The sequence below is a fragment of the Microseira sp. BLCC-F43 genome (assembly GCF_041929235.1).
In the GTDB taxonomy this organism is placed as follows: Bacteria; Cyanobacteriota; Cyanobacteriia; order Cyanobacteriales; family Aerosakkonemataceae; genus Microseira.
In genome coordinates this window covers 13,289-33,126 of sequence record NZ_JBHFNP010000017.1, presented here as the reverse complement: position 1 = coordinate 33,126, position 19,838 = coordinate 13,289, and the positions used below count along the sequence as shown (strand labels likewise).

Annotated in this window: 21 protein-coding genes; 11 read left to right on the top strand and 10 right to left on the bottom strand. The window is 46.2% G+C overall.

Translation table 11 applies throughout. The features are described 5' to 3' along the window. Positions 1 to 358 precede the first annotated feature (358 nt). Positions 359 to 910 carry a nucleotidyltransferase family protein gene (locus tag ACE1CM_RS02035; protein WP_374875738.1) on the top strand — a complete coding sequence of 184 codons (552 nt, stop codon included), beginning with the start codon at positions 359 to 361 and terminating at the stop codon, positions 908 to 910. Then, a complete protein-coding gene (locus ACE1CM_RS02030) occupies positions 897 to 1,256 on the top strand; it encodes a DUF86 domain-containing protein (protein WP_374875737.1) in 360 nt (119 codons plus the stop codon). The genes ACE1CM_RS02035 and ACE1CM_RS02030 overlap by 14 nt, the downstream gene beginning before the upstream one ends. A gap of 126 nt (positions 1,257 to 1,382) precedes the next feature. Here ACE1CM_RS02030 and ACE1CM_RS02025 read toward each other — a convergent pair whose 3' ends face one another. From ACE1CM_RS02025 to ACE1CM_RS02015, 3 genes are all read right to left on the bottom strand, one after another. Further along, positions 1,383 to 1,538 (bottom strand): DUF2442 domain-containing protein, encoded by a 156-nt coding sequence (locus ACE1CM_RS02025; protein ID WP_374875736.1) that lies wholly within the window; start codon positions 1,536 to 1,538, stop codon positions 1,383 to 1,385. A 201-nt stretch (positions 1,539 to 1,739) separates the two neighbouring features. Beyond that, complete coding sequence (locus tag ACE1CM_RS02020; RefSeq protein ID WP_374875735.1) at positions 1,740 to 1,913, bottom strand: DUF4160 domain-containing protein; 174 nt, start codon at positions 1,911 to 1,913, stop codon at positions 1,740 to 1,742. A 242-nt stretch (positions 1,914 to 2,155) separates the two neighbouring features. Next, positions 2,156 to 3,625, bottom strand: coding sequence for an AAA-like domain-containing protein (locus ACE1CM_RS02015; protein ID WP_374875734.1), 1,470 nt, complete (start codon positions 3,623 to 3,625; stop codon positions 2,156 to 2,158). Positions 3,626 to 4,127: 502 nt separating this feature from the next. On the opposite strand from ACE1CM_RS02015, the gene ACE1CM_RS02010 reads away from it, so the two are divergent. Then, the gene (locus ACE1CM_RS02010) at positions 4,128 to 4,562 is read left to right on the top strand and encodes a hypothetical protein (protein ID WP_374875733.1); all 435 of its coding nucleotides are present in this window, start codon (positions 4,128 to 4,130) and stop codon (positions 4,560 to 4,562) included. A 264-nt stretch (positions 4,563 to 4,826) separates the two neighbouring features. On the opposite strand, the gene ACE1CM_RS02005 is transcribed toward ACE1CM_RS02010, so the two are convergent. Next, complete coding sequence (locus tag ACE1CM_RS02005; RefSeq protein WP_374875732.1) at positions 4,827 to 5,033, bottom strand: hypothetical protein; 207 nt, start codon at positions 5,031 to 5,033, stop codon at positions 4,827 to 4,829. 331 nt (positions 5,034 to 5,364) lie between these two features. Here ACE1CM_RS02005 and ACE1CM_RS02000 point away from each other — a divergent pair, with 331 nt between their 5' ends. Further along, positions 5,365 to 5,868: a hypothetical protein gene (locus ACE1CM_RS02000; RefSeq protein WP_374875731.1), complete on the top strand. Its 504-nt coding sequence runs from the start codon at positions 5,365 to 5,367 to the stop codon at positions 5,866 to 5,868. On the opposite strand, the gene ACE1CM_RS01995 is transcribed toward ACE1CM_RS02000, so the two are convergent. Together ACE1CM_RS01995 and ACE1CM_RS01990 are read right to left on the bottom strand one after the other, a co-directional pair. Then, on the bottom strand, positions 5,865 to 6,848 hold the full coding sequence (locus tag ACE1CM_RS01995) for a 2-hydroxyacid dehydrogenase (RefSeq protein WP_374875730.1): 984 nt from the start codon (positions 6,846 to 6,848) through the stop codon (positions 5,865 to 5,867). The genes ACE1CM_RS02000 and ACE1CM_RS01995 overlap by 4 nt on opposite strands. Before the next feature lie 383 nt (positions 6,849 to 7,231). Further along, a complete protein-coding gene (locus ACE1CM_RS01990) occupies positions 7,232 to 7,927 on the bottom strand; it encodes a DUF6629 family protein (protein WP_374875729.1) in 696 nt (231 codons plus the stop codon). Between the two features lie 812 nt (positions 7,928 to 8,739). Here ACE1CM_RS01990 and ACE1CM_RS01985 point away from each other — a divergent pair. Continuing rightward, positions 8,740 to 11,082: a nitrite/sulfite reductase gene (locus tag ACE1CM_RS01985; RefSeq protein ID WP_374875728.1), complete on the top strand. Its 2,343-nt coding sequence runs from the start codon at positions 8,740 to 8,742 to the stop codon at positions 11,080 to 11,082. Between the two features lie 148 nt (positions 11,083 to 11,230). Then, positions 11,231 to 11,806, top strand: a complete 576-nt coding sequence (locus ACE1CM_RS01980; RefSeq protein WP_374875727.1) for a hypothetical protein — start codon at positions 11,231 to 11,233, stop codon at positions 11,804 to 11,806. A 77-nt stretch (positions 11,807 to 11,883) separates the two neighbouring features. Here ACE1CM_RS01980 and ACE1CM_RS01975 read toward each other — a convergent pair whose 3' ends face one another. The 3 genes from ACE1CM_RS01975 to ACE1CM_RS01965 form a co-directional block, all read right to left on the bottom strand. Then, the gene (locus ACE1CM_RS01975) at positions 11,884 to 12,012 is read right to left on the bottom strand and encodes a hypothetical protein (RefSeq protein ID WP_374875726.1); all 129 of its coding nucleotides are present in this window, start codon (positions 12,010 to 12,012) and stop codon (positions 11,884 to 11,886) included. 113 nt (positions 12,013 to 12,125) lie between these two features. Then, a complete protein-coding gene (gene iscB / locus ACE1CM_RS01970) occupies positions 12,126 to 13,409 on the bottom strand; it encodes an RNA-guided endonuclease IscB (protein ID WP_374875725.1) in 1,284 nt (427 codons plus the stop codon). Between the two features lie 336 nt (positions 13,410 to 13,745). Continuing rightward, on the bottom strand, positions 13,746 to 13,946 hold the full coding sequence (locus ACE1CM_RS01965) for a hypothetical protein (protein ID WP_374875724.1): 201 nt from the start codon (positions 13,944 to 13,946) through the stop codon (positions 13,746 to 13,748). A 175-nt stretch (positions 13,947 to 14,121) separates the two neighbouring features. Between ACE1CM_RS01965 and ACE1CM_RS01960 the strand changes: the two genes are divergently transcribed. The 4 genes from ACE1CM_RS01960 to ACE1CM_RS01945 all read left to right on the top strand — a co-directional run bounded on the left by ACE1CM_RS01960 (position 14,122) and on the right by ACE1CM_RS01945 (position 16,909). Then, the gene (locus ACE1CM_RS01960) at positions 14,122 to 14,331 is read left to right on the top strand and encodes a hypothetical protein (protein WP_374875723.1); all 210 of its coding nucleotides are present in this window, start codon (positions 14,122 to 14,124) and stop codon (positions 14,329 to 14,331) included. Between the two features lie 296 nt (positions 14,332 to 14,627). Then, positions 14,628 to 15,977 (top strand): D-alanyl-D-alanine carboxypeptidase, encoded by a 1,350-nt coding sequence (locus ACE1CM_RS01955; RefSeq protein WP_374875722.1) that lies wholly within the window; start codon positions 14,628 to 14,630, stop codon positions 15,975 to 15,977. Between the two features lie 73 nt (positions 15,978 to 16,050). Continuing rightward, the gene (locus ACE1CM_RS01950; protein ID WP_374875721.1) at positions 16,051 to 16,533 is read left to right on the top strand and encodes an adenosine-specific kinase; all 483 of its coding nucleotides are present in this window, start codon (positions 16,051 to 16,053) and stop codon (positions 16,531 to 16,533) included. Between the two features lie 226 nt (positions 16,534 to 16,759). Continuing rightward, complete coding sequence (locus tag ACE1CM_RS01945) at positions 16,760 to 16,909, top strand: hypothetical protein (protein ID WP_374875720.1); 150 nt, start codon at positions 16,760 to 16,762, stop codon at positions 16,907 to 16,909. Between the two features lie 12 nt (positions 16,910 to 16,921). On the opposite strand, the gene ACE1CM_RS01940 is transcribed toward ACE1CM_RS01945, so the two are convergent. Further along, complete coding sequence (locus ACE1CM_RS01940; protein ID WP_374875718.1) at positions 16,922 to 17,956, bottom strand: cyanophycinase; 1,035 nt, start codon at positions 17,954 to 17,956, stop codon at positions 16,922 to 16,924. A 464-nt stretch (positions 17,957 to 18,420) separates the two neighbouring features. Between ACE1CM_RS01940 and ACE1CM_RS01935 the strand changes: the two genes are divergently transcribed. Continuing rightward, positions 18,421 to 19,635 (top strand): RNA-guided endonuclease InsQ/TnpB family protein, encoded by a 1,215-nt coding sequence (locus tag ACE1CM_RS01935; protein WP_374875717.1) that lies wholly within the window; start codon positions 18,421 to 18,423, stop codon positions 19,633 to 19,635. Positions 19,636 to 19,838 lie beyond the last annotated feature (203 nt).

Below are 19,838 nucleotides of genomic sequence, written 5' to 3'. Positions count from 1 at the left end.
CTTGGCTTGAAAGTTTAGCGTCTGGGAATTAACAATCCCATGTAGGCTCCAACAGCGACCTTGGTTAGGTCAGTAAAAGGAGATCTCATTGTCGGGTCAATGAAGGCAATAATGGCAGAGCCAACAACGAGAATTAGCGAAATTAGACCTAAAACTTTTTCGGTGTTCATGGGAAGCGGTGAAAAATGCTTACACCATGTCAATTTATCATCTTAGCACGAAAGTGGTTCCATTCGGTAGACACTTGATTCAAAGTCACGAGGAGATTACACTATATTTTTTTTGACGGAGGTATATCGCTCACCTTCCCCCAGAACTCAGCTCAGCAATAAACCCGTCCAGCGCTGCTCTGACCGCTTTGAGTTTGTCTGACCCCACGCTGGAGAGGATGCGATCGCGTTTTGGGGTGGAAGTCCTGCAAGAAGGCTTTGGACGCACCTTGGGCGATAGAATGGAAGCAACCGCAACCAGCTATGATGTACGGGTGAAGGACGTGGGGGTTTTCGACTGGGAGGTTTCAGCAATGACGATGGAATCGATGACAACAGCAGCGGTGCCGATGGATTCGCAAACAATGCCGATCGCGGAGCTTTTGCAAGCGCGTCTAGGGGTAGATGTGTTAAAGATTGTGGCGTTGTGCGATCGCTTTCGTATTGTGGAATTCGGGTTATTTGGATCGGTGTTGCGGGATGATTTTCGGTTGGCAGGCAGCGATCCAAGTGATGTGGATGTGTTGGTGGTGTTTGAAACGGACTATCGCCTGTCCTGGGAGACTTGGCGGGATTTGCAGGAAGGGTTGGAGAGGTTGTTTGGGCGGAAGGTGGATGTGGTACGGAAGGAGCTTTTGACGAATCCTTACCGTCGGGCGGAAATTTTAAGAACCTATCGGGTAATTTATGCAAAGCCGTGATCGAGACGCTGCGGCGCTTTGGGATATGGCTGAGGCAATTCGAGAGGTGCAACATTTTATGGCTGGAGTGTCTTTTGCGGAATATCTAGAGACACTGTGGTTACGACGTGTGGTTGAGCGCAATTTTGAAATTTTAGGAGAGGCAGCTCGTCGGGTTTCAACTGAGTTTCAACAGGCGCATCCTGAGGTGGATTGGCGCAATACGATCGGGTTGCGAAATATTATTGCTCATCGGTACGAACAGGTTGATCATGAAATTCTTTGGGATATTATCAATACGGTTTTGCCGGAGATTTTGGCGATTGTAGAGCGTTTGTTGCCAGAGTTGCCGGATCGATCGCCCTAAATTCCCCATCCCATTGTTGAATGTGACCCAATCTCATCTTTTGACGCGATCGCTCCCCCAAAAGAGGAGAACTGGGATGAAAAGGCGATCAGTTTTCCGCTCCGAGAAATTCGCGGCGGGTTTTGCTTAAATCGCTAGGCGATCGCCTTCTGCCACCGTCATGCCATTTTTCCAAAGCTCATACTCACTCAGATCGATATCTTCATTCCACACAATCCCGTAGCCCCCTTGCTCAACCTTAAAGTTCTTGAAAAATGCAGGTTGACGAAGTGGAGCAAACACCGGATTTTCTCAAAGATGGAGAATATCATATTTCTTGACTTCTTGATTGGTGAATTCAATCACCAAGGTGCGCTCGTTAATTGCTTTTGCCTTGTAAATTCGAGGGCATTTCATACTATTTTTACTCTACTTTAGAGGAGGTAGTTTACGAAACTATTGAGTATTCCACATCTGTAAAAGCTCTTGCTGGTATAAAGTGGCTCACTCTAGAACTAATTTCTGATCGCGACTTGGCAGATCTCCTTCAATGATTTCCAGTGATTCAATGTTCACTAACGCATTGTACTCACCATAGATTGCATGAAAATGAGGCGGGGGATGATCCCCAAAAAACACCTTAATCACAATTCTATAGAACCTTGCAATCTCTGGCATAATTCATTCATAGCACGACTATTGACTTACCCTAATTCTATCAAAATGCGATCGCTACTGCTGATATAAGGTATTGGTTGTCCCTCTTCGTATGCTTTTAACTCGCTCCAAAATGCCTGCTTCAAGGACTATGAGCGCGATTCTCTGGGAATGCGAACGCGAGTGCGTGCGGTCGGCATATCGCGAAGCGCGTGCGGTCGGCATATCGCAAAGATAAGAGGATTAGGAGCAATCGGCGATCGCTAATTGTAGATTTGCGGCAAGCGATCGCGGAAAAACAAACGAAATAACTCGCAGGCGAGACTTGCCTGAAGACCTTGCAGATGCACCAACCCCATCTTGAACAATTGGGAGCCTTGTTCTGCCTGACAATCTACAGGAGTTGACTGCATTACGATCTGTGTAAAGCATGGCAATAAATCGGGATATTGTTGCAAATTCCACCATTGCTGTTGCAGGTGGTCTGCATAAAGGGCAACGGACTTCGCAGCATTTTCTAACAGTTCTTCCAGGGTCATGGTCTGCTGCTGAAGGTGATAAAACGCCAACTGCAACCGATAGGGATGCCCGCCCAAAAGGGCGATCAGTTGCTCGGTTTGTTGTAGGGTCATTTCCTGTCCATACCGATCTGCCAACTCCTGCACCTGGGCAGGGGTAAACTCTGGTAACTCAATCGCCAACCCTGCATTCAAGAGGGATTGATTGATCGAAACGGGCAAAAGGATTTCGGTGGAATAAACCGTCACGAGTCGGAGGTTGTGCCAAGGATTACTATCTGCATCGCTTTGTTTAGCTTGCTCAGACCAAACTCGCAGCAGGGCGAGAAATTCATTGGCAATGTTCGGGTAGGCAAACAGCTGGCTGAGTTCGTCAATCGCGATCGCTAGGGGGCGATCGAGGTTGGCTAAGAGAACCTCCTCGAAGTAATCACTGGCGTTCGATTTGCTAGCCAATATGTTATCTCGGTTGGGGATTGCATTCGCCAAGCCTAACTTTTTGCTGACTCTGGTACAGAACCATTGCAGCAAGCGCTCTAGATTCTGTAAAATCTCGCCATCGGCAAGTTGCAAACTCACCGAAACTGTGTGATAGCCCAGAGTTTTAGCGTGAGCCAGTATGCGGGCGATCAGGGAGGTTTTGCCCATTTGTTTGGGGGCAAAGATGTTGATCGTAGCACCGGGTTGCCCGATGGCTTTGTAACAGAGCGATTCCAGGGGCGGGCGGTTAATGTAAAGGCTTGAATCCATCGGCATCTGCCCTCCTGGTAATACTGGTGGTCGAGGTTGAAGATAGTCTTGTGGCTGATGCCTTTTGTGCGTTTGTGCGGTCGTGCTGCGATCGCCTTGCGTCTCCAAAAGAGAATCGCAGGATAGATAGGTGGCGCTCAATTGCTGAGAATGGGGTATTGAGCAAATCTCTGCCTGTTCACCTATTTGAGGATTCAGGTAGAGATAGTCTTCTGTTTGCAAAGTCAGATTAAATGCCCTAAAGCACGACTCCAATGTTCGTTTATCGACTCCTGCCGACCCGATAAAAACTTTGCTGAGGGTATTGGCGGTTAAGCCTGTTTTTTCGCTGAGGGTTTCGAGGGTGTATCGTTTAAAGTCTTGCTCAATTTCTGTCTGGGATTTTGCTTGATTGAGTTTCCTTAAGCCTTGAGCAGTTAGAATCGCACCCCGCCGCCGCGCGTGGTTTCTCGATTGTAATAGCATTGTTTTGATTTAAAAAAGGATTTAAAAAAGGTTTTTTCTGCCTCTGGTTATAAGCTCAACCTCTCGGTTCGGTGTGTGTTGATTTGTGAAGCTTGCACCCTTTTACCATTTTATTTGCACCCTTTTGCCAGTTGAGAGGCATGGCTGATGGCTCTATATGCTGTCCGAGAGCCTTCCGGAACTACTGCAATCTTTAATTACCAATCCTGCCCTGGCAATTCCGGAAAGTTTAGTCTGAACGCGACAGGGAGTTGGAGTTGGCTTTGAGAAAGGGAATCGTCAGTGTATTTCTTAACTTTGAGGTTTTTCCAAAGATAACCAAATCGCTCCACGAATGGTCGCGATTCACTTAATTTTTCGGCATCTGAAAGCGAGATGGGGTTTGGCTTTGGTCAATTGCTGTTGCTAAATCCTTAACTTTTTTCTTAAAGTTGCAAACTTTGGTGGTTTTGACTGTAGGGAAGACGCAGTATTGAAGAACAAGCGATTAGGAGAAAACGCTATGAGCGACCATCAATTAATAGAACTAGACTACGATCCGTTGGAATACTTGGATGAGGGTGGAATGGCCCAAATGGTTAGTCAAAAAGGCATTGGCGAACAGCAAGTCGATGCAGAAATGGCAGCCACTTTGGAGCTTCATGAAGCCCTATCAGGCTGCTTTACAATCGTTGGGCCAATCGCCATCTGCTATTCCCGAGTTGGTGCTGGTTTTAAAGCCTGCCTGAAACTGGCAGGGATTGAAGTGACTTGTGTCAATATAGATCCCGCTCATCCCTGTGCAAAGCTAGAAGGCAATGTTCTTTTAGCTAAGGCATCAATTCAAGTTTGTTTGGAAGGTAAGTGTCTCACTTACAAGGCACAGGCATGTTATCGCACGACTCCTTTCTCGAAGTGGAAATGTGTTTCCAAGAGCGGCAAGATTATCTGCTTTTAGGTAATATCAAATCCGGTTGCATCGGAACGATCGGCATTTCTTGGTAATTGCTAATTGCTAATTGGGAAAAAGCCCCTACAGGTCGTAATTCCGATGCAACGGTCAACGATATAAAGCGACGCCGTGAATCAACAGCTAGGGTGGGCAATTGCCCACCTTGTTTTTGCGTGGGGTAGCGATCGTCTTTGGCAGGGTTGACGCCAGTAGGGAAGACAGCGGGACAAGGTACCAGTGCGATCGCAAGGGTTCAAACTCGATCAACTCTCACCAACAAAAGCAAACTCCACCCTCGAATGTCGCCATTGGGTGGGAATGGGTTCGCAAAGATAAGAGGATTGGGAGCAATCGGCGATCGCTTTTTTCCATTAGAGAATTGAACGGGGCGATCGCGTTTTCATCAAGGTAAATAGGCGATCCGTTGCGTGAAGCGATCGCTTCAATCAACGCTAGGCTAGAAGTGTTTTCGCCCATTGAACATTTTCCTCAGACAAGGGAGGTTGAGGCTGTCAAACCCTTATTTTTCATAGAAACCGGGTTGCTTGACCATCAAACCCCGATTTTCAGCTCACCAAAGTTTCAATGCCTTGGGATGTAACTAGCAACTTGAGTTATTATCCTTGAATCGATTAGCAGATAATTTCACGATTCTGGCTCTCCAATTGTTTAGTTATTTGTTTTTTTGCGGATGGGGAATTGAAGCTAGAGTATAATTGTGACATGTAATAGGGGTGCAAGCTATTATTCCGAAGTTTCCGGTCGGATGCAAATGTCTTGAAACTAACAAATCATCGAGGAATAAAAAATGTCTAAGACTTTTGGAAAGTATCCCTCTTTTGCCAAGTTTATCGAAAGCTATGAAGCGGCGAGGCAAAAAGAGGAACAAGAACTGGAACGCGGTTTGAGCATTGCTGAACGCCGTGAGAGGAAGCGTAAACTGCGGGATGTTGTAGAAGTGGATGCAACCATTCGCGATCGCGAACCGGATGACGAGGATATCGAGGGAGGCAAACACTATCGTCTATTGGTTACTTTAACGAAGATCGTCAAAAGCGATCCAGATGTGGATGGGGACCTCAAACGTAACTTGACCGATCGCGAGGATGTATTTGTGGCGATTCGTTTCGGCGATCGCATGGGAATTCTTCAACCAATCGAAGGATTGAATGATGGTGCCATACTCCACTTGCGGGGAGAATGGATTACCAAAGAAAAAGCCAAGCAACACGGTGGAAGATTTCTGTCAGTGTTGCATTTCACCCACCATCCAATCGGCTTTGTTTGTACGCCGGACAAGTGCTACAGTTAATTTTCCGGATACACTTCGGGATTGACGCAATTGGGTAAGACTTCGCGCTGCAATCCGGCGATTAAGTTTGCGATCGCCATCTCTGCCATTTTTGAGCGCGTCTTGTAGCTAGCGCTGCCAATGTGCGGTGCAATAATTAAGTTATCCAAGCTTAGTAACGGACTATTGATGGGAATCGGTTCGGGTTCGGTCACATCTATTGCCGCACCGGCAATTTGACGGCTACTCAAGGCACGATATAAAGCATCTGGATCGACAATGCCTCCCCTGGCGGTATTAATTAGGATGGCAGTTGGCTTCATCAACGCAAATTGGCGCTCGCTCACCAAATGATAAGTTTCCTCACTTAAGGGGGTATGAATTGTCACAAAGTCAGATTGTTGCAGCAATTGCTCAAAGTCGGCAAATTCGACTCCTAAAGATTGTTCTAATTGGCGATCGCATCGCTGCCTGCTGGCATACAAAATTCGCATTTCAAACCCCTTAGCGCGACGCGCCACTGCTTGACCAATGCGCCCAAAGCCAACAATCCCCAGAGTAGCACCCGCCATGTCTGCTCCCAACAACAAATCGGGTTCCCAAGTGCGCCACTCACCCGCACGAGTAAATCGATCTGCTTCCACCACCCGCCTTGCTGCTGCCATTAATAACGCCCAGGTAAAGTCCGCCGTCGCATCGGTCAAAACGCCAGGAGTATGACCGACTGGGATACCCCTTGCTGTAGCAGCAGCAACGTCAATGTTATCGTAGCCTACTGCCATCTGGCTGATAACTTTAAGAGAGGTTCCCGCTGCGATTAATTGGCGATCGATTTTGTCAGTTAGCAGGCACAACAAACCATCTATTGCTTTGACTTTTTCCAGTAAAACATCGTCAGGGGGTGGCTGACGAAAGGTCCAGACTTCTACTGTAGCGATTTGTTGCAGTTGCTCTAATTCGATGGGAAGGCGGCGAGTAATAAATACTTTAGGCTGCGACATGGGGATTCACTCCTCTAGAATTGATTGTACTTTAATTGAAGAGGACGCGGGGATACGGGGACACGGTGATGCGGGGACACCCCATAATAGCAGCCAGAGGATGCCAACAAGGATAGGACTTACGCGCCACGATCGTAAAAACCGGGTTTCTGGGTAGATCTTTTGTTCCCAAACCGACGATTTTTCATAGAAACCCGGTTTCTTTGCGTAAGTCCTGAACGAATAATTTTCTTCTGAAGAGCGCGTTTAAATTCGGCAGGATCGAGACCGGGTTCTTCTCACTTGAGAAGAGTCACGCTCCGCGTCTCCCCTTCTCCACATCCCCGCGTCCTCTTCCAGCAGGTGACCGTCAAGATTGATATCAAATCCGGAGGAGAAAGATACTATTGCTCTTGTTTCATTGCTAGCATATTCCCTGACACTGGTTTGACCTCCCGTTCCAGGATATAGATGATGTAGATCGATAAAAGCGCCGCAAAAAAGCACCACACCGAAATAAAAGCATAGTAAAAAATTACTTGAGAAAACAGCATTGACACTAAAATCAATGTGCCAAAAGTATTGATGTTTCGGTTGGAAGCAATTAATAAAGGAACTGCAACGATTAACGCATAAATTATGCTGGCCACCTCCCTATACATCGGAAAATCAAATATTAATTTTGTGCGGTAGGCAATCGAGCAACTACTCGCGTCGATTTCCAACCAGTTATAATTTGCGATCAAAGGAAGATATAGTAAGGCTCCATAGACAAATCCTAGCACGGCAAAGATCGCGCAAACTTGTTTGATTTTTTGGTTGCGATCGCTTGCCCAAACTAGAAATGGCATCCAAAACAGCCAAAACCAATGGGAGAAGAATAAAAACCCCAGAGAACCAATATCAATGTCATGGAAGTTGTTGGAATTAATACCTAACCAGACTACACCTTCTAATGCTTGCTGAATGCCAAAGGCTAAGGGGGTAAATGCTAATGGTAAATACTCTGGATCTTTAGCAAGTGCTGTTTTGATACAATAGATTCCACTGGGAACTAATAAAGCACTAGCCGCAAAGCTAGCTGTTGCAGAAAAGCACATTTGTATTCTCCTTATTTGCAAAATTGCTAATTGCTAATTGCTAATTGGTAATTGGATTTAAAGGAGATGTACCCATAAACGATTACCTGTTGCCAGTGCCCCTTGATGTAACTAGCAACTTCGGTAATCTACGATTGTCTTTATTGTCGCAATTGTTACGGAGGATTGGCAACAGTTATAGAAAGAAAATTTGCAAAGATTGATGTAGAAACAAACCTGGGTGCTTGTGGGAGCAAACTTGAATAATAAGTGGAAAATTTGAAGACAAAATTGCTCGATGGAATTTGGCAGAGGCGAACGCAACGGTAGTGCGGGCGAAGCGCTTCGCCCACACAACTAGGATTAATACCGATTTCCCTGGAAAATGCTACACATCAACATGTACCGATTGTAGGGGCGGGTTTTACCAATAACCTTTGGTAAAAACAAACAGTTGAATTAAACCCGCCCCGCCCCAAGTGTTTTCCATTCAGGGGAAAACGGTATAAGCAAGCGTCAAGGTCTGTAGGCGAGTTTTGACCCTCGTAGCGGAGATTTCCCATCGGGGACATGGATACTGGGTCGCGTTCTAACGGCTAATTACAGCGGATTTCAACCCTTGTGACGTACAGCCTCAAAGGCTTTGTTTGTGTAGCGGGTGCATCAAATACCCGCTACACAAACAAAGCGCTGCAATCCGCTGTATCTCCATTGGGGTCAAAGTTTGACAAAATATAAAGTCCGCTCAACATTTTGGAATTTTGTAGGAAGATGGTAGATCGCATTGTTGGCCCACCGAGCCGCAGCTACTAAATTCCTTTTGGATTCTGACGATGACCAATCAACAAAACTTAACTTGGAAAGCCGCTTTAGCAGACAAAATACCTCCCCAGATGGCAGAGGAAATCGATACGTTTGAAAATCAAATGACCTTACGCTGTCAGGGGAAGCTGGACGAAAAAGTTTTTGCAGAATTGCGCCTGCGGCGGGGTGCCTACGGTCAACGCTATGACAATGGTTTCCGCTACGATGGCGAAAAGTCCCAGGAAATTGCTTTCCCCCATAAAGAATTGACCAAAGGTCCGGAAACTAAATGGGAAGCGCCTGGAATGCAGCGGATCAAAATTCCCTACGGTGGCATGACCGCCGAACAAATGGAAGTGCTGGCAGATGTTGCCGAGGAATATTCCGATTCGATTCTCCACGTCACGACCCGCCAGGATTTTCAACTGCATTTTATTTCGATTGAAGATACGCCCGACATGCATCGCCGTTTGGCTGCGGTAGGTATTACCACTCGGGAAGCCTGCGGTAATTCGGTGCGAAATGTGACTGCTTGTCCCCTAGCTGGCGTGTGTCACGATGAAGCTTTCGATGTGTCGGGATATGCCGATGGCATGACTCGTTATTTCTTGGGACACCGGGATGTGCAGGATTTTGGACGCAAGTTTAAGATTGCCTTCTCCGGTTGTTCGCAGCACCCCTGCGGTTTGACTTATATGCACGATATGGGGTTGATTGCGACGACCAAGGTGATCGATGGCGTCGAGAAACAAGGGTTTGAAATGTATGTGGGTGGCGGTTTGGGCGCTGTGCCTCATCTCGCTAAACTGTTGGATGAATTTGTGCCAACTGAAGAACTCCTGCCTTTGTCCCAAGCCGTCGCCAGGGTATATGCTCGATTGGGTGAGAAGAAAAACCGCAACAAAGCGCGGATTAAGTTTCTCGTTTCTAAGCTGGGAATTGAAGAATTCCGTCGCTTGGTGAAAGAAGAACGCGCCGTTTTGGAACATGACCCGAAATGGACGGAATATCTCCAAAGTTTGTCTCAATTTGCCGAATCGGGATTGCCCCAGCCAGTTTCTGCCGGACAATCGATCGATTTAGGTGCAGACGCAGAAGCGTTTGAGCAATGGAAGTCTACTAACCTTTATCAGCAGCGACAAGCAGGTTTTGTTTGCGTCGCCATCGCCCTGCCTTTAGGTGACCTAACTTCCCAGCAAATGCGCGGTTTAGCCGACATCACTCGCCGTTTCACTCGCGATACTATTCGCACCACCGTAGAACAAAATATCCTGTTGCGCTGGATTCACGCAGCCGATTTGCCTGCACTTTATTTGGCGCTGAAAGCAATTAACTTGCACGCTGCGGGCGCACATTCGATCGTCGATATTACCGCTTGTCCCGGTACGGATACTTGCAAGTTGGGTATTTCTAGTTCGCGGGGATTGGCGGGTGAATTACGCGATCGCTTAGCCGTAAAAGGTTGGCAATACGATACCTCGCTCAAGGATATTCGGATCAAAATCAGCGGTTGTTTCAACTCCTGCGGTCAGCACATGGTTGCCGAAATTGGCTTCTATGGCGCAAATCGCCTGATCGATCGCCACCGGGTTCCCCACTTCCATTTGGTACTAGGCGGCGAATGGGATAACAACGCGATTCAATACGGACAGTCGCTGGGTGTAATTCCTTCCAAGCGCGTTCCAGAGGTGGTGGAATTCCTCGTTGATTTGTACCTGAAAGAACGGCAAAATGGAGAGAAATTTCCCCAATTTGTCAACCGTATTGGTAAAAAAGAAATCAAAGATCGGGTACAACCATTTACGGAAGTTCCAGCCTACGCCGTTGATAAATCCTTCTACGTCGATTGGGGTGATGCGCGGGAATACACCATCGGCGATATCGGGATTGGAGAATGTGCGGGTGAAGTTGTCTCCCTCACCGATTTCGGTGTAGCAGCAGCAGAAAGTATCTATTTTGATGCGACGTTACTGCTAGAAGGGAATTCAACTAATGGAAACGTCAAGAAAGCCGCAGACAAAGCACTCGAAGCGATGCTGAATGCGGCGCAAGCGCTGGTGAAAGTGCAAAACGTGGATATTGCCAACCATCCGGAAGCAATAGTTAGCGAGTTCCGCAAATATTTCTACGATACGGAGTTATTCTTTGACCCGTTCGCCAGAGGAAAGTTTGCCAGCTATCTGTTCAATGCTTACGAACACCGCAACGATGACAGCAATTTAGACCGCGCCAAGCAATTAATTGAAGAAGCGCGTCTGTTTATCGAAGCCGCACATGAATGCAATACCCGCATGGTGCAAGCTGGTATTACCAATCCTGGCAGCTTCAAAAAGTGGCTAATGGAAAGGGAAATGCAATTGGCTAATGGTTAATGGTTAATGGTTAATGGTTAATGGCTAATGGCTAATGGTTAATGGTTAATGGCTAATGGCTAATGGCCTTTTACTATTAGCAATTAGCCATTAGCCATTAGCAATTAGCAATTAGCAATTAGCAAATATTTTGAAGGAAAAAACACAGATGAATCTCGATCGTTTTTGCATTAAATTCTTGGCTCGTCCGGAAACAAATATCGATGAAACTACTTTTATCGATGTTTTTCACGAATGGATTCGCTTAGGCAAACTCAAGGGAACGTTAATTGATGTAGCCGATTATAGTCACGTGCCTAATGGCCCTGGCATCATGTTGATTACCCATGAAATCAACTATGCAATGGATCGTGCCAACGGAGAGTTTGGTTTGCAAGCTCAACGCAAGTTAGGGGAAGGCGAAACCCATCGGGATCGGATTGTAGATTTGGCTAAAGCAACTGCAACTTTTGGTGCATTACTTGAGGGCGATAACCGCGTTGCCGGAAAATTGAGTTTGGAAGGCGGTAAATTTTATTACATGGCGAACGATCGCTTAAACGCTCCCAATACCCCAGAAACCTTTGCTGCTATACAACCAGATTTAGCAGCAGCAGCAGAGAAACTGTATCCGGGACAACAAGTATCGATTACGCGGCTGGAAAATGACCCGCGCGATCGCTTAACCGCTATTGTTCAGGTAGAAAACTCGGTGGATATCGCTAGTTTAGCTGCAGCCGCATAATTGCAGGGGCACGGCAGCAAAAAACCTTCTCGCTAAGGGCTTTGCTTATTGATGCCGTGCCCCTACCCGGTGTTTATTTAAGCGCGATCGCTTCCAGTTTGGTTCTTTTTCTCTTCAACACGCTCCCTCACAGCTTTTGATGCCAAATGGGCGAGCAAGTTTGCCAGCGAACGATCTTCTTGTTCTGCCCACCTAAAATGCGGCAAAGGGGCGGACGCTATAACCGAAGCGGATATACCCTTGCGGAGCGAGTACCGCCAATGGTTTAGCGTCTGGGGAATTGCCGCCAAGAACAATTGAGCGAAGCGAATCCTTTGATTCAGGATGCGTATTCATAGCCATCAGCCCTGTGAATGGTTTTCAAATATTTGGGATGCACGTCGAAACTTTTACCTCCTGTTGTTAGTTTGAAACTTGGCTTGAATCGAATAGCGATTCGACCCGTATAGGTTCCTGCATACTTTCCAGTCAGAACATTGGCTTTGACCAAATCACCTGTCTGGAAGCCCATGAAAAACTTTTGAGCTGGGGCATGACGAATCGGAAAACCGTAGCGGTCAGTACCGCAACGTTGTCTTCTTCCATGCCCTTTAGCTTTAACAATCAAAGGTTTAACGCCCTTGAGAAGAAGTCGTTCTGGCGTGGAAGCTCCCACACAGGTGGCATCAGTCCAGTGATGTTTTTCAATTCCTCTGGTTTTACGGTTAAACTTTGTCCGACCTCCTGAACCTACCTCTACGGGCAAGCCCGTGCTGTAAAGTCTTCTGTATAATTCCCATCGGGTAGCGTTAACAGCGGCAGCATCCTTAAGAGGCGCTTTTGCTTGAGCTAAGACCCGTTTGAGAACTTCAGGTTTTTTCTTGAGGAACTCTTCAACAGGCTTGTTCCCTTTAGCTTGGTTGCAAGAATGACAACTAAGGCAGAGATTGCTGACTCTGCTTGAACCGCCTTTGCTTTTTGCAAGGATATGTTCAATCTCAAATGGAACGTTCTCAATGCCACAGTAAGCGCATTTTCTGCCCCATTTGGTGAGTAGATACTCCTTGACCTCAAAACCAAATAGTTCACCTTGTTGATACTCGACTCCGCTAATTTCTGGGTTCTCTATTTGCTGGAGGTCAAATCGAACTAACTCCTGAGAAATCGCGGTAACTGGACAGAGTTTTCTGATTCGTCTTACCCAAGTTTCTATGTTGGCAATTCGACTTTCAAGTGATGGTGGGAGCCATCCAGCTTTACGAGTTCTGTTTAAAAAACGAGGCTTGCGATAACGAGTTTTACGGTTACGGCGACCTCTCCTTAATGACCTGCGTGACTCAAGAGCATCTTTAATTTGTTGTCCTCGATGCGAGATTTCAAGCGCATTGGTTGCGCGACCTGTTTCTTCCTGGACAACAGCAATACCCGTGACTTTAGAGCCTGGGTCAATTTTGATTCGATGCGGATGAATGACGGAATCCTCAATAGTTCTGTCTTGCAGAACAATAGTGAATGGATACCTTCTGTAAACGCAAGCCTTCCCTTTGGTTAGCAGTTCTCTTGCCCGTGCTGGATGACAAGGGTCAAGAGGTTTCAAGTTTTTATCTAGTACAAAAACGCGCATTACTGCACCTCTCATTACTGGTAAAGTGAGCCTCGACGGTGTTAAGACTCGGTACTTTCTGAGTAACACTGGCTTTTCCGAATGACCTGTTTAATTACCCAGTTGTAGAGCAAGGAACTGGCACGCATTCCTTGGTACGAACTTTAACGCTTGGTCTTAACGGCTGCTAGTAGAACTAGCCGTCTGGTCAACAGGCGCGCATTCTGCGCCCACACTGTACCCGTAGGGTCAGTGTGCGGTAGTTGACTCTGACAGGGCTTGATAGACATCTTCTGTCAGGGTAACTGTGACTCGCAGGCGTGGTGGCATTTGTAACCATTGTTTGATTTCAATAACTCAATTATCGCGCCCAGATTCCTTTGCTTTCTGCGCTTGCCGCTCTTTTACAGCCTTAGTTAGCAAATAAGTTGCCAAACTGCTGATCGATCTACTTTCTTCCTCTGCCCATTCCTCCAAAGCTTTCTGAATTTCCTCTGGCAAGTATGCAGTAACGCGCCCGCGTGCAGCCATTCTTCTTACAGCCAAATCTCTTAACATAGTCCATCTTACGCTGCTGCGAGTCGAGACAGTTATAAATGTTACATTACACACTTTTTTAAGTCATTGTACGTCATAGTGTGTTAATCTTAAACCTAAGTTAAAAGCCAGCCCGAAACCGTGGAAAGTGGGGGCTGGCTCTGACTCCGTTATTAATTTGGAGACAAATTCCATTATGACTTATCGAGAAAGGTTGAATTGTTGGGCTATTGCCCGTCTATTGCCTAATCAGCAATGGATGATAATTGCTCGGTTTCGCAGTCGCTCAGATGCAGAGGGTCACTTTCAGTTTCTGCGGCGAAATACACCCAATGTGCAGATGAAGGTTGTGTTCGATATGCAGACAGAGCAATTGTGTCTAGCACAGGCTGGCGATCGCACGTAATATCGAATCAGGTAGTAGAGACGTTACATGTAACGTCTCTACCTGTATGGTTAATGCCGTTGTAGGGGCGGGTTTTACCAACCAATCTGTGGAATCACGAAATATGCAAGTTAAACCCGCCCCCCGCGCGAACCGGAGATGATATAAGCGATCGCAAACCGTCTCGTAAAACCCCAGAAACCCGGTTTTTCTAAAAAACCGGGTTTCTAATGCCCAAATCAAACCTATTGACTATGTTGCCCCGACTGTTGTAAATCAAGCATAGATTTTCCTGCAAAACTTCCCCGATTAACCTAATGCTAAAAATAAAACCTTTAATTGTTAGCTTATCCGTAATGTTACTTGCTATGGCTGCTGGATGTACTGGAAATTCGGAAAAAAACACTTCCGCCCCTGAAGCTAGCCCAGTAAAAAAAGAAACACAAGAAGTAAAGTCAGAATCACCGGCAGCGCAAGCAATTAAACTGGTAACCTCTCCGCCAAGCAATGGAGATCCAGCAATGCAACAGAAAACGCAACAATACGTTAAACAACTGGCGGCTAAAGGATTTACGGCGAAAGGTCAAGGGATATGGATTCAATCGGGGAATACGCTGTTAGCCAATTATCAGGGCACAACACCCCTACCTGCGGCTTCCCTGACCAAGGTGGCAACCAGCCTAGCAGCGCTTTCTACCTATGATGCCGATCGCCAATTTATCACGGAAATTGGGGCAACTGGGCCGATTCAAAACGGCGTCTTGCAGGGAGATTTGGTGATTCAGGGAGCGGAAGATCCGTTTTTTGTTTGGGAGGAAGCGATCGCTCTGGGTAACACTTTAAATCAGCGGGGAATCAAGCGGGTTACTGGTAATTTAATTATCGTCGGCAAGTTTTACATGAACTACGAGCAAAGCCCCCTCAAATCGGGTAATCTGCTCAAACAAGCATTGAATTCTCGTCTTTGGACTGCACCAGTGGCAACCCAGTATCAAACTTTACCTCCCGGAACGCCGCGTCCTGAAGTAAAAATTGATGGTTCGGTGCAGCTTTCTGCCATCACACCCAGCCAGGTAACGCCCCTAGTGCGTCATTATTCATACCCGCTAACCGAACTGCTGAAAAAAATGAATCGGTACAGCAACAACAAGATGGCGCAGATGATAGCCGATTCGGTCGGGGGTGCAAAAGTCGTAGCAGAAAAAGCAGCCAAAGCAGCGGGAGTACCTCAAAAGGAAATTCAACTAATTAATGGTTCCGGATTGGGAGAAGAAAATAAAATTTCTCCCCGCGCCGTCATAGCAATGTTTTTAGCAATTCAGCAATATTTGTCAACTAAAAACATGACAATTGCCGATGTTTTTGCCGTTGTCGGACAAGATCAAGGTATCTTAGAACAGCGTCAAATTCCGCCCCTATCGGTGGTTAAATCGGGAAGTTTAAATCGGGTGAGTGCTTTAGCAGGAGCATTACCAACTCAGCAGCAAGGAATTGTTTGGTTTGCAGTTCTCAATTCTGGGGGAGACTTAGAGAGATTCCGCGCCGAACAAGAGGTGCTTTTAAAAAGTTTTGTGCAGCAGTGGGGAGGGGTGTCTTCATCGCCTGCTGAGTTAACTCCATTATCCGAGAGTAAAATTAAAACCTCTCGCGACGAAATTGTGAATTAGTTATTGGCTAATTGCTAATTGCTAATTGGTCGTTAGTAGAATTAGGCGTGCAAGTTTAAGTTGGAGGCTAATTATGGAACTCAAGTCAGTGGCGATGGAAATTCCTTCAGGCAGTAACATTATTATTGGTCACAGCCACTTTATTAAAACAGTCGAGGATTTGTATGAGATTATGGTGGGGACTTCGCCACAGGTAAAATTTGGCATTGCCTTTTGCGAAGCATCTGGACCATGCTTGATTCGAGTGGTGGGAAATGATGAATCTTTGCAAGCAGTGGCGACTAAAAATGCACAAGCACTTGCCGCCGGACATAGTTTTGTGATTCTGTTAAAAGAGGCATTCCCAATTAACTTTTTGAATGCTATTAAGCAGTGTCCGGAAGTTTGCACAATTCATTGCGCGACAGCAAATCCCGTGCAGGTAATTGTGGCGGAAACTGAACAGGGACGCGGCATTTTGGGAGTTGTAGATGGGTTTTCGCCAAAAGGTGTGGAAAGTGCTGATGATGTGAAGGCACGCCAGGAATTTTTACGCAAGATTGGTTACAAACTCTAATGGGTGAATAATATCATGTCCGGTTCTTCACCCATAGTTAGGAATGACTTGGGAGAACGGTGACACGGTGACGGGTCGATATTTTTATTAAGGGTAATTAGGCGGAAATCATATAAGTAGGTGGAGGGAAATAAAGTGAAAATAGTTATCTAAGCATAGGGCAAGATCCAATACCCACCCCACAAGAATTTCAGCTCTCTTGTGGGGTGGGCGTCCCGCCTGCCCTGTGTTCAGTTTATTTATACTCACCTACTTATATGGGGAAACATTTTACGATACAGGAATAAGATTGCCGAATTTAGCAGAGGGTGGGCGCAGAGGACTGACAACTGCTGCGATAGAAGCATTACCCACCCAGGAAGAAGCTCTCAATTGACTGTACCACCGATCAAGACAAGATTGGTTTTCGTTTAAAGCCAGACTCTCCGCCAGTAGTAAACCAGTATTCCCAGGTGCCGCCAGAAGCGGTTGACCAATTATTGAGGTCAAAGCTGCCGCTTCCTGCTGGCGTGCCTGAAATTTTATAGACTTTAACAGCTTGTCCGTTATGATGCCAAATTAAGGGCAAATCTTGTTTAATTTGTTCGGGGACTGCGCCATTGGTTTGCAGAAAATAGGCATCTTGTCCTTGAGTGGTTCCATTGCCAAACACCTGAGCGATTCCTTTCTCATCAATCGCAACAAAGGCACCTTCTTCTAACCCAATGCCAAAAACCGGAAGTTGATTGTTTTTGTCATGCACGATTCTAGCCATAAAACCAAAAAGTCTCCCATATCTTGTTTCCGGATGCTCCTCATCAATCCGGTCTAAATGGGTGTCAGTGATGACATTTTTGAGCATGGGGACTTGCATAAAGTCGCTGCGATAAATATCTTTGGTATTGTGGTGAAAGGGATTATTCAAGATTTCTGAACTCAGCACCCCTTCATGGGCTGGTGCATAATAATAGTCTCCCAGAATAGCCATGCCAGCACTGGTGCCAGCAATCGGAACTTTTTTGTGATTAATTAAGTAATTAATTGCGTCTTCTACGGCTGAGCCTTCCCAATAATCTTCATATTGATTCTGATTCCCTCCAGCGATAAATAGGGCGTCAGCATCGCGGATGTATTGGATAACTTTGGGATGGTTGGCTGCTGCTCGGCTGTCAATAGAAAGTTCAGCGGCTGAACTGACAAAATCTCTATAATAATCGCAAACCCAAGCAGCCTGAGAGCCAATCCCACCGCAGCGAAGAACTAAATAATCTCCCCGATTTGCTCGTTTGAGGAACCATCGAGTGGCTGAATCTTCTCCAGATTTTTCCCCTTCTGCGCCGCCAATCAATAGAATGCCACCAATAGGTTTGGCAGCGGTACTATTAACGGTTCCGCATTCAATAACATACTCAAAGTTGCTAGAATTTTCCGATGTTGTTACCATAAATTTCATCCTTGCTTAGAAGCCGAAGGCATGGCAAGTAGCTGCTCTCAACGCTAGTCAAGTAGTGCGATCGGGTGAACTACCCACCACTAACCCGGAGTACCCTAGAATGCCATGTGCGATTCGTTACTGTCAAAATGGAAGGTCATAGACCCGCAATGTACACATGGCAAAGGCTCCCAGCCCTATGTATCGGCTGAAACCTTCCTTTGATACCAAATCCAGCTCGACAACCCCGGATACGAGCTTTGCGACATTGACATGATTCAATGCCAGTTAATTACTTTAACTTGCGAGGGGGTTTGGGGGAGCTATAAGTCCCACGTCCTACCCCGATAGGGGAGGCGTGGGATACATGGACTCCCCCAAGTAATTTTTGTTCGGTCAATCCCGACAAAAATTACAAACCTTCCGGAGATACCTTACCAATAATGGTATATAGTGGTAAGAGGAGGTAAGAGCCAATGCGACATCAAGCTGTCAAGGTTAGACTGTATCCGACAATTGAACAACAAGCGATACTAGCTCAACACTTTGGTTGCTCTCGCTGGTGGTGGAACTATGCACTCAATCTGTGCATTGAAACTTACAAAGCTACGGGCAAAGGTCTGACACGCGCTGCATTGAACGCTTATCTTCCTAAACTCAAACAACAAGAAGAAACGTCTTGGCTAGGTGATTGTTATTCACAAGTCTTGCAAGCTACTACACTTAATCTGGTAACTGCCTATAAAAACTTCTTTGAGGGTAGAGCTAAATACCCTAGATTCAAAGCTAAGAAAAACAGGCAGTCTATCGAGTATCCGCAGTCAGTAAAAGTAGTTGATGGTTCTCTCAAGTTCCCGGGTCGTGTTGGCACAGTTAAGGCTAAGCTTCATAGACCAATTGAAGGAACAATCAAAACTGTAACTGTCAGTATGACTCCTTCAGGGAAGTATCATGCTTCCGTGCTGATGGAGTTAGAGGGCAATAGCCCAACAGCTAGCACTGATGGGAAGGTTGCGGGTATCGATTTAGGATTGAAGGATTTTGCCATTGTCAATGATGGGGTCTTGACTTCTAAGTATGCCAATCCCAAGCATTTGACAAAACATGAACGTAACCTCAAACGGAAACAACAAAAACTAGCCAGAAAGGAGAAGGGAAGCAAGTCAAGAAATAAAGCAAGGAAATTAGTAGCTAGGGTTCACGAACGAGTTAGTAATGCCCGTCAAGATTACTTGCATAAGCTCACGAGAAAGCTTGTTGACGATAACCAAGTCATCGTAGTCGAAAGCCTGAATACTAAGGGTATGGTTCGTAACCACAAACTAGCTAAAGCAATCTCTGATGTGGGATGGGGAATGTTTGTCAATTTTATCCAGTACAAATTAGACCGTGAAGGTAAGGTGCTAGTAGAGATTGACAGATGGTTTCCCAGCTCCAAACTATGCTCAAATTGTCACTATCAAGTTGATGAAATGCCGCTAGATGTTAGGACTTGGATTTGTCCTAGTTGCGGCACTCACCACGCTCGAGACGGTAACGCTGCAATCAATATTAGAGCAGAAGGCATCAGAATATTATCGGTCTTGGGAACCAGGACTGCTGCTGATGGAGGGGATGTGAGTCCGAAGCTTGGGCGTAAGTCTAAGCTGACGCAATCCCCCATGAAGTCAGAAGCCTACGCTCACCCGTAGGGGAGCGTAGGTAGTTCACCCCACATTCCATCAATTCAGATGCACCCGCCTTCCTTTGAGCAAGTTCGGCTTCGAGTTGAGATAGCCTTAGGGGTGACAAGTATCGGTCAAAGCCTTACTGCGTGAGGCTTTGACCGATACTTGCCAAAAAAAAACAGCAAGGTCGCAGCCGCGATTAAAGCATGTCCAGCTTTTGCTCTTGG

Coding starts and splice junctions, on each gene's coding strand:
- ACE1CM_RS02030 (WP_374875737.1), top strand. CDS start 897: ATGCAAAGCCGTGATCGAGACGCTGCGGCGCTTTGGGATATGGCTGAG.
- ACE1CM_RS02020 (WP_374875735.1), bottom strand. CDS start 1,913: ATGCCAGAGATTGCAAGGTTCTATAGAATTGTGATTAAGGTGTTTTTT.
- ACE1CM_RS02015 (WP_374875734.1), bottom strand. CDS start 3,625: ATGCTATTACAATCGAGAAACCACGCGCGGCGGCGGGGTGCGATTCTA.
- ACE1CM_RS02010 (WP_374875733.1), top strand. CDS start 4,128: ATGAGCGACCATCAATTAATAGAACTAGACTACGATCCGTTGGAATAC.
- ACE1CM_RS02005 (WP_374875732.1), bottom strand. CDS start 5,033: ATGGGCGAAAACACTTCTAGCCTAGCGTTGATTGAAGCGATCGCTTCA.
- ACE1CM_RS02000 (WP_374875731.1), top strand. CDS start 5,365: ATGTCTAAGACTTTTGGAAAGTATCCCTCTTTTGCCAAGTTTATCGAA.
- ACE1CM_RS01995 (WP_374875730.1), bottom strand. CDS start 6,848: ATGTCGCAGCCTAAAGTATTTATTACTCGCCGCCTTCCCATCGAATTA.
- ACE1CM_RS01990 (WP_374875729.1), bottom strand. CDS start 7,927: ATGTGCTTTTCTGCAACAGCTAGCTTTGCGGCTAGTGCTTTATTAGTT.
- ACE1CM_RS01985 (WP_374875728.1), top strand. CDS start 8,740: ATGACCAATCAACAAAACTTAACTTGGAAAGCCGCTTTAGCAGACAAA.
- ACE1CM_RS01980 (WP_374875727.1), top strand. CDS start 11,231: ATGAATCTCGATCGTTTTTGCATTAAATTCTTGGCTCGTCCGGAAACA.
- iscB (WP_374875725.1), bottom strand. CDS start 13,409: ATGCGCGTTTTTGTACTAGATAAAAACTTGAAACCTCTTGACCCTTGT.
- ACE1CM_RS01965 (WP_374875724.1), bottom strand. CDS start 13,946: ATGTTAAGAGATTTGGCTGTAAGAAGAATGGCTGCACGCGGGCGCGTT.
- ACE1CM_RS01960 (WP_374875723.1), top strand. CDS start 14,122: ATGACTTATCGAGAAAGGTTGAATTGTTGGGCTATTGCCCGTCTATTG.
- ACE1CM_RS01955 (WP_374875722.1), top strand. CDS start 14,628: ATGCTAAAAATAAAACCTTTAATTGTTAGCTTATCCGTAATGTTACTT.
- ACE1CM_RS01950 (WP_374875721.1), top strand. CDS start 16,051: ATGGAACTCAAGTCAGTGGCGATGGAAATTCCTTCAGGCAGTAACATT.
- ACE1CM_RS01940 (WP_374875718.1), bottom strand. CDS start 17,956: ATGGTAACAACATCGGAAAATTCTAGCAACTTTGAGTATGTTATTGAA.
- ACE1CM_RS01935 (WP_374875717.1), top strand. CDS start 18,421: ATGCGACATCAAGCTGTCAAGGTTAGACTGTATCCGACAATTGAACAA.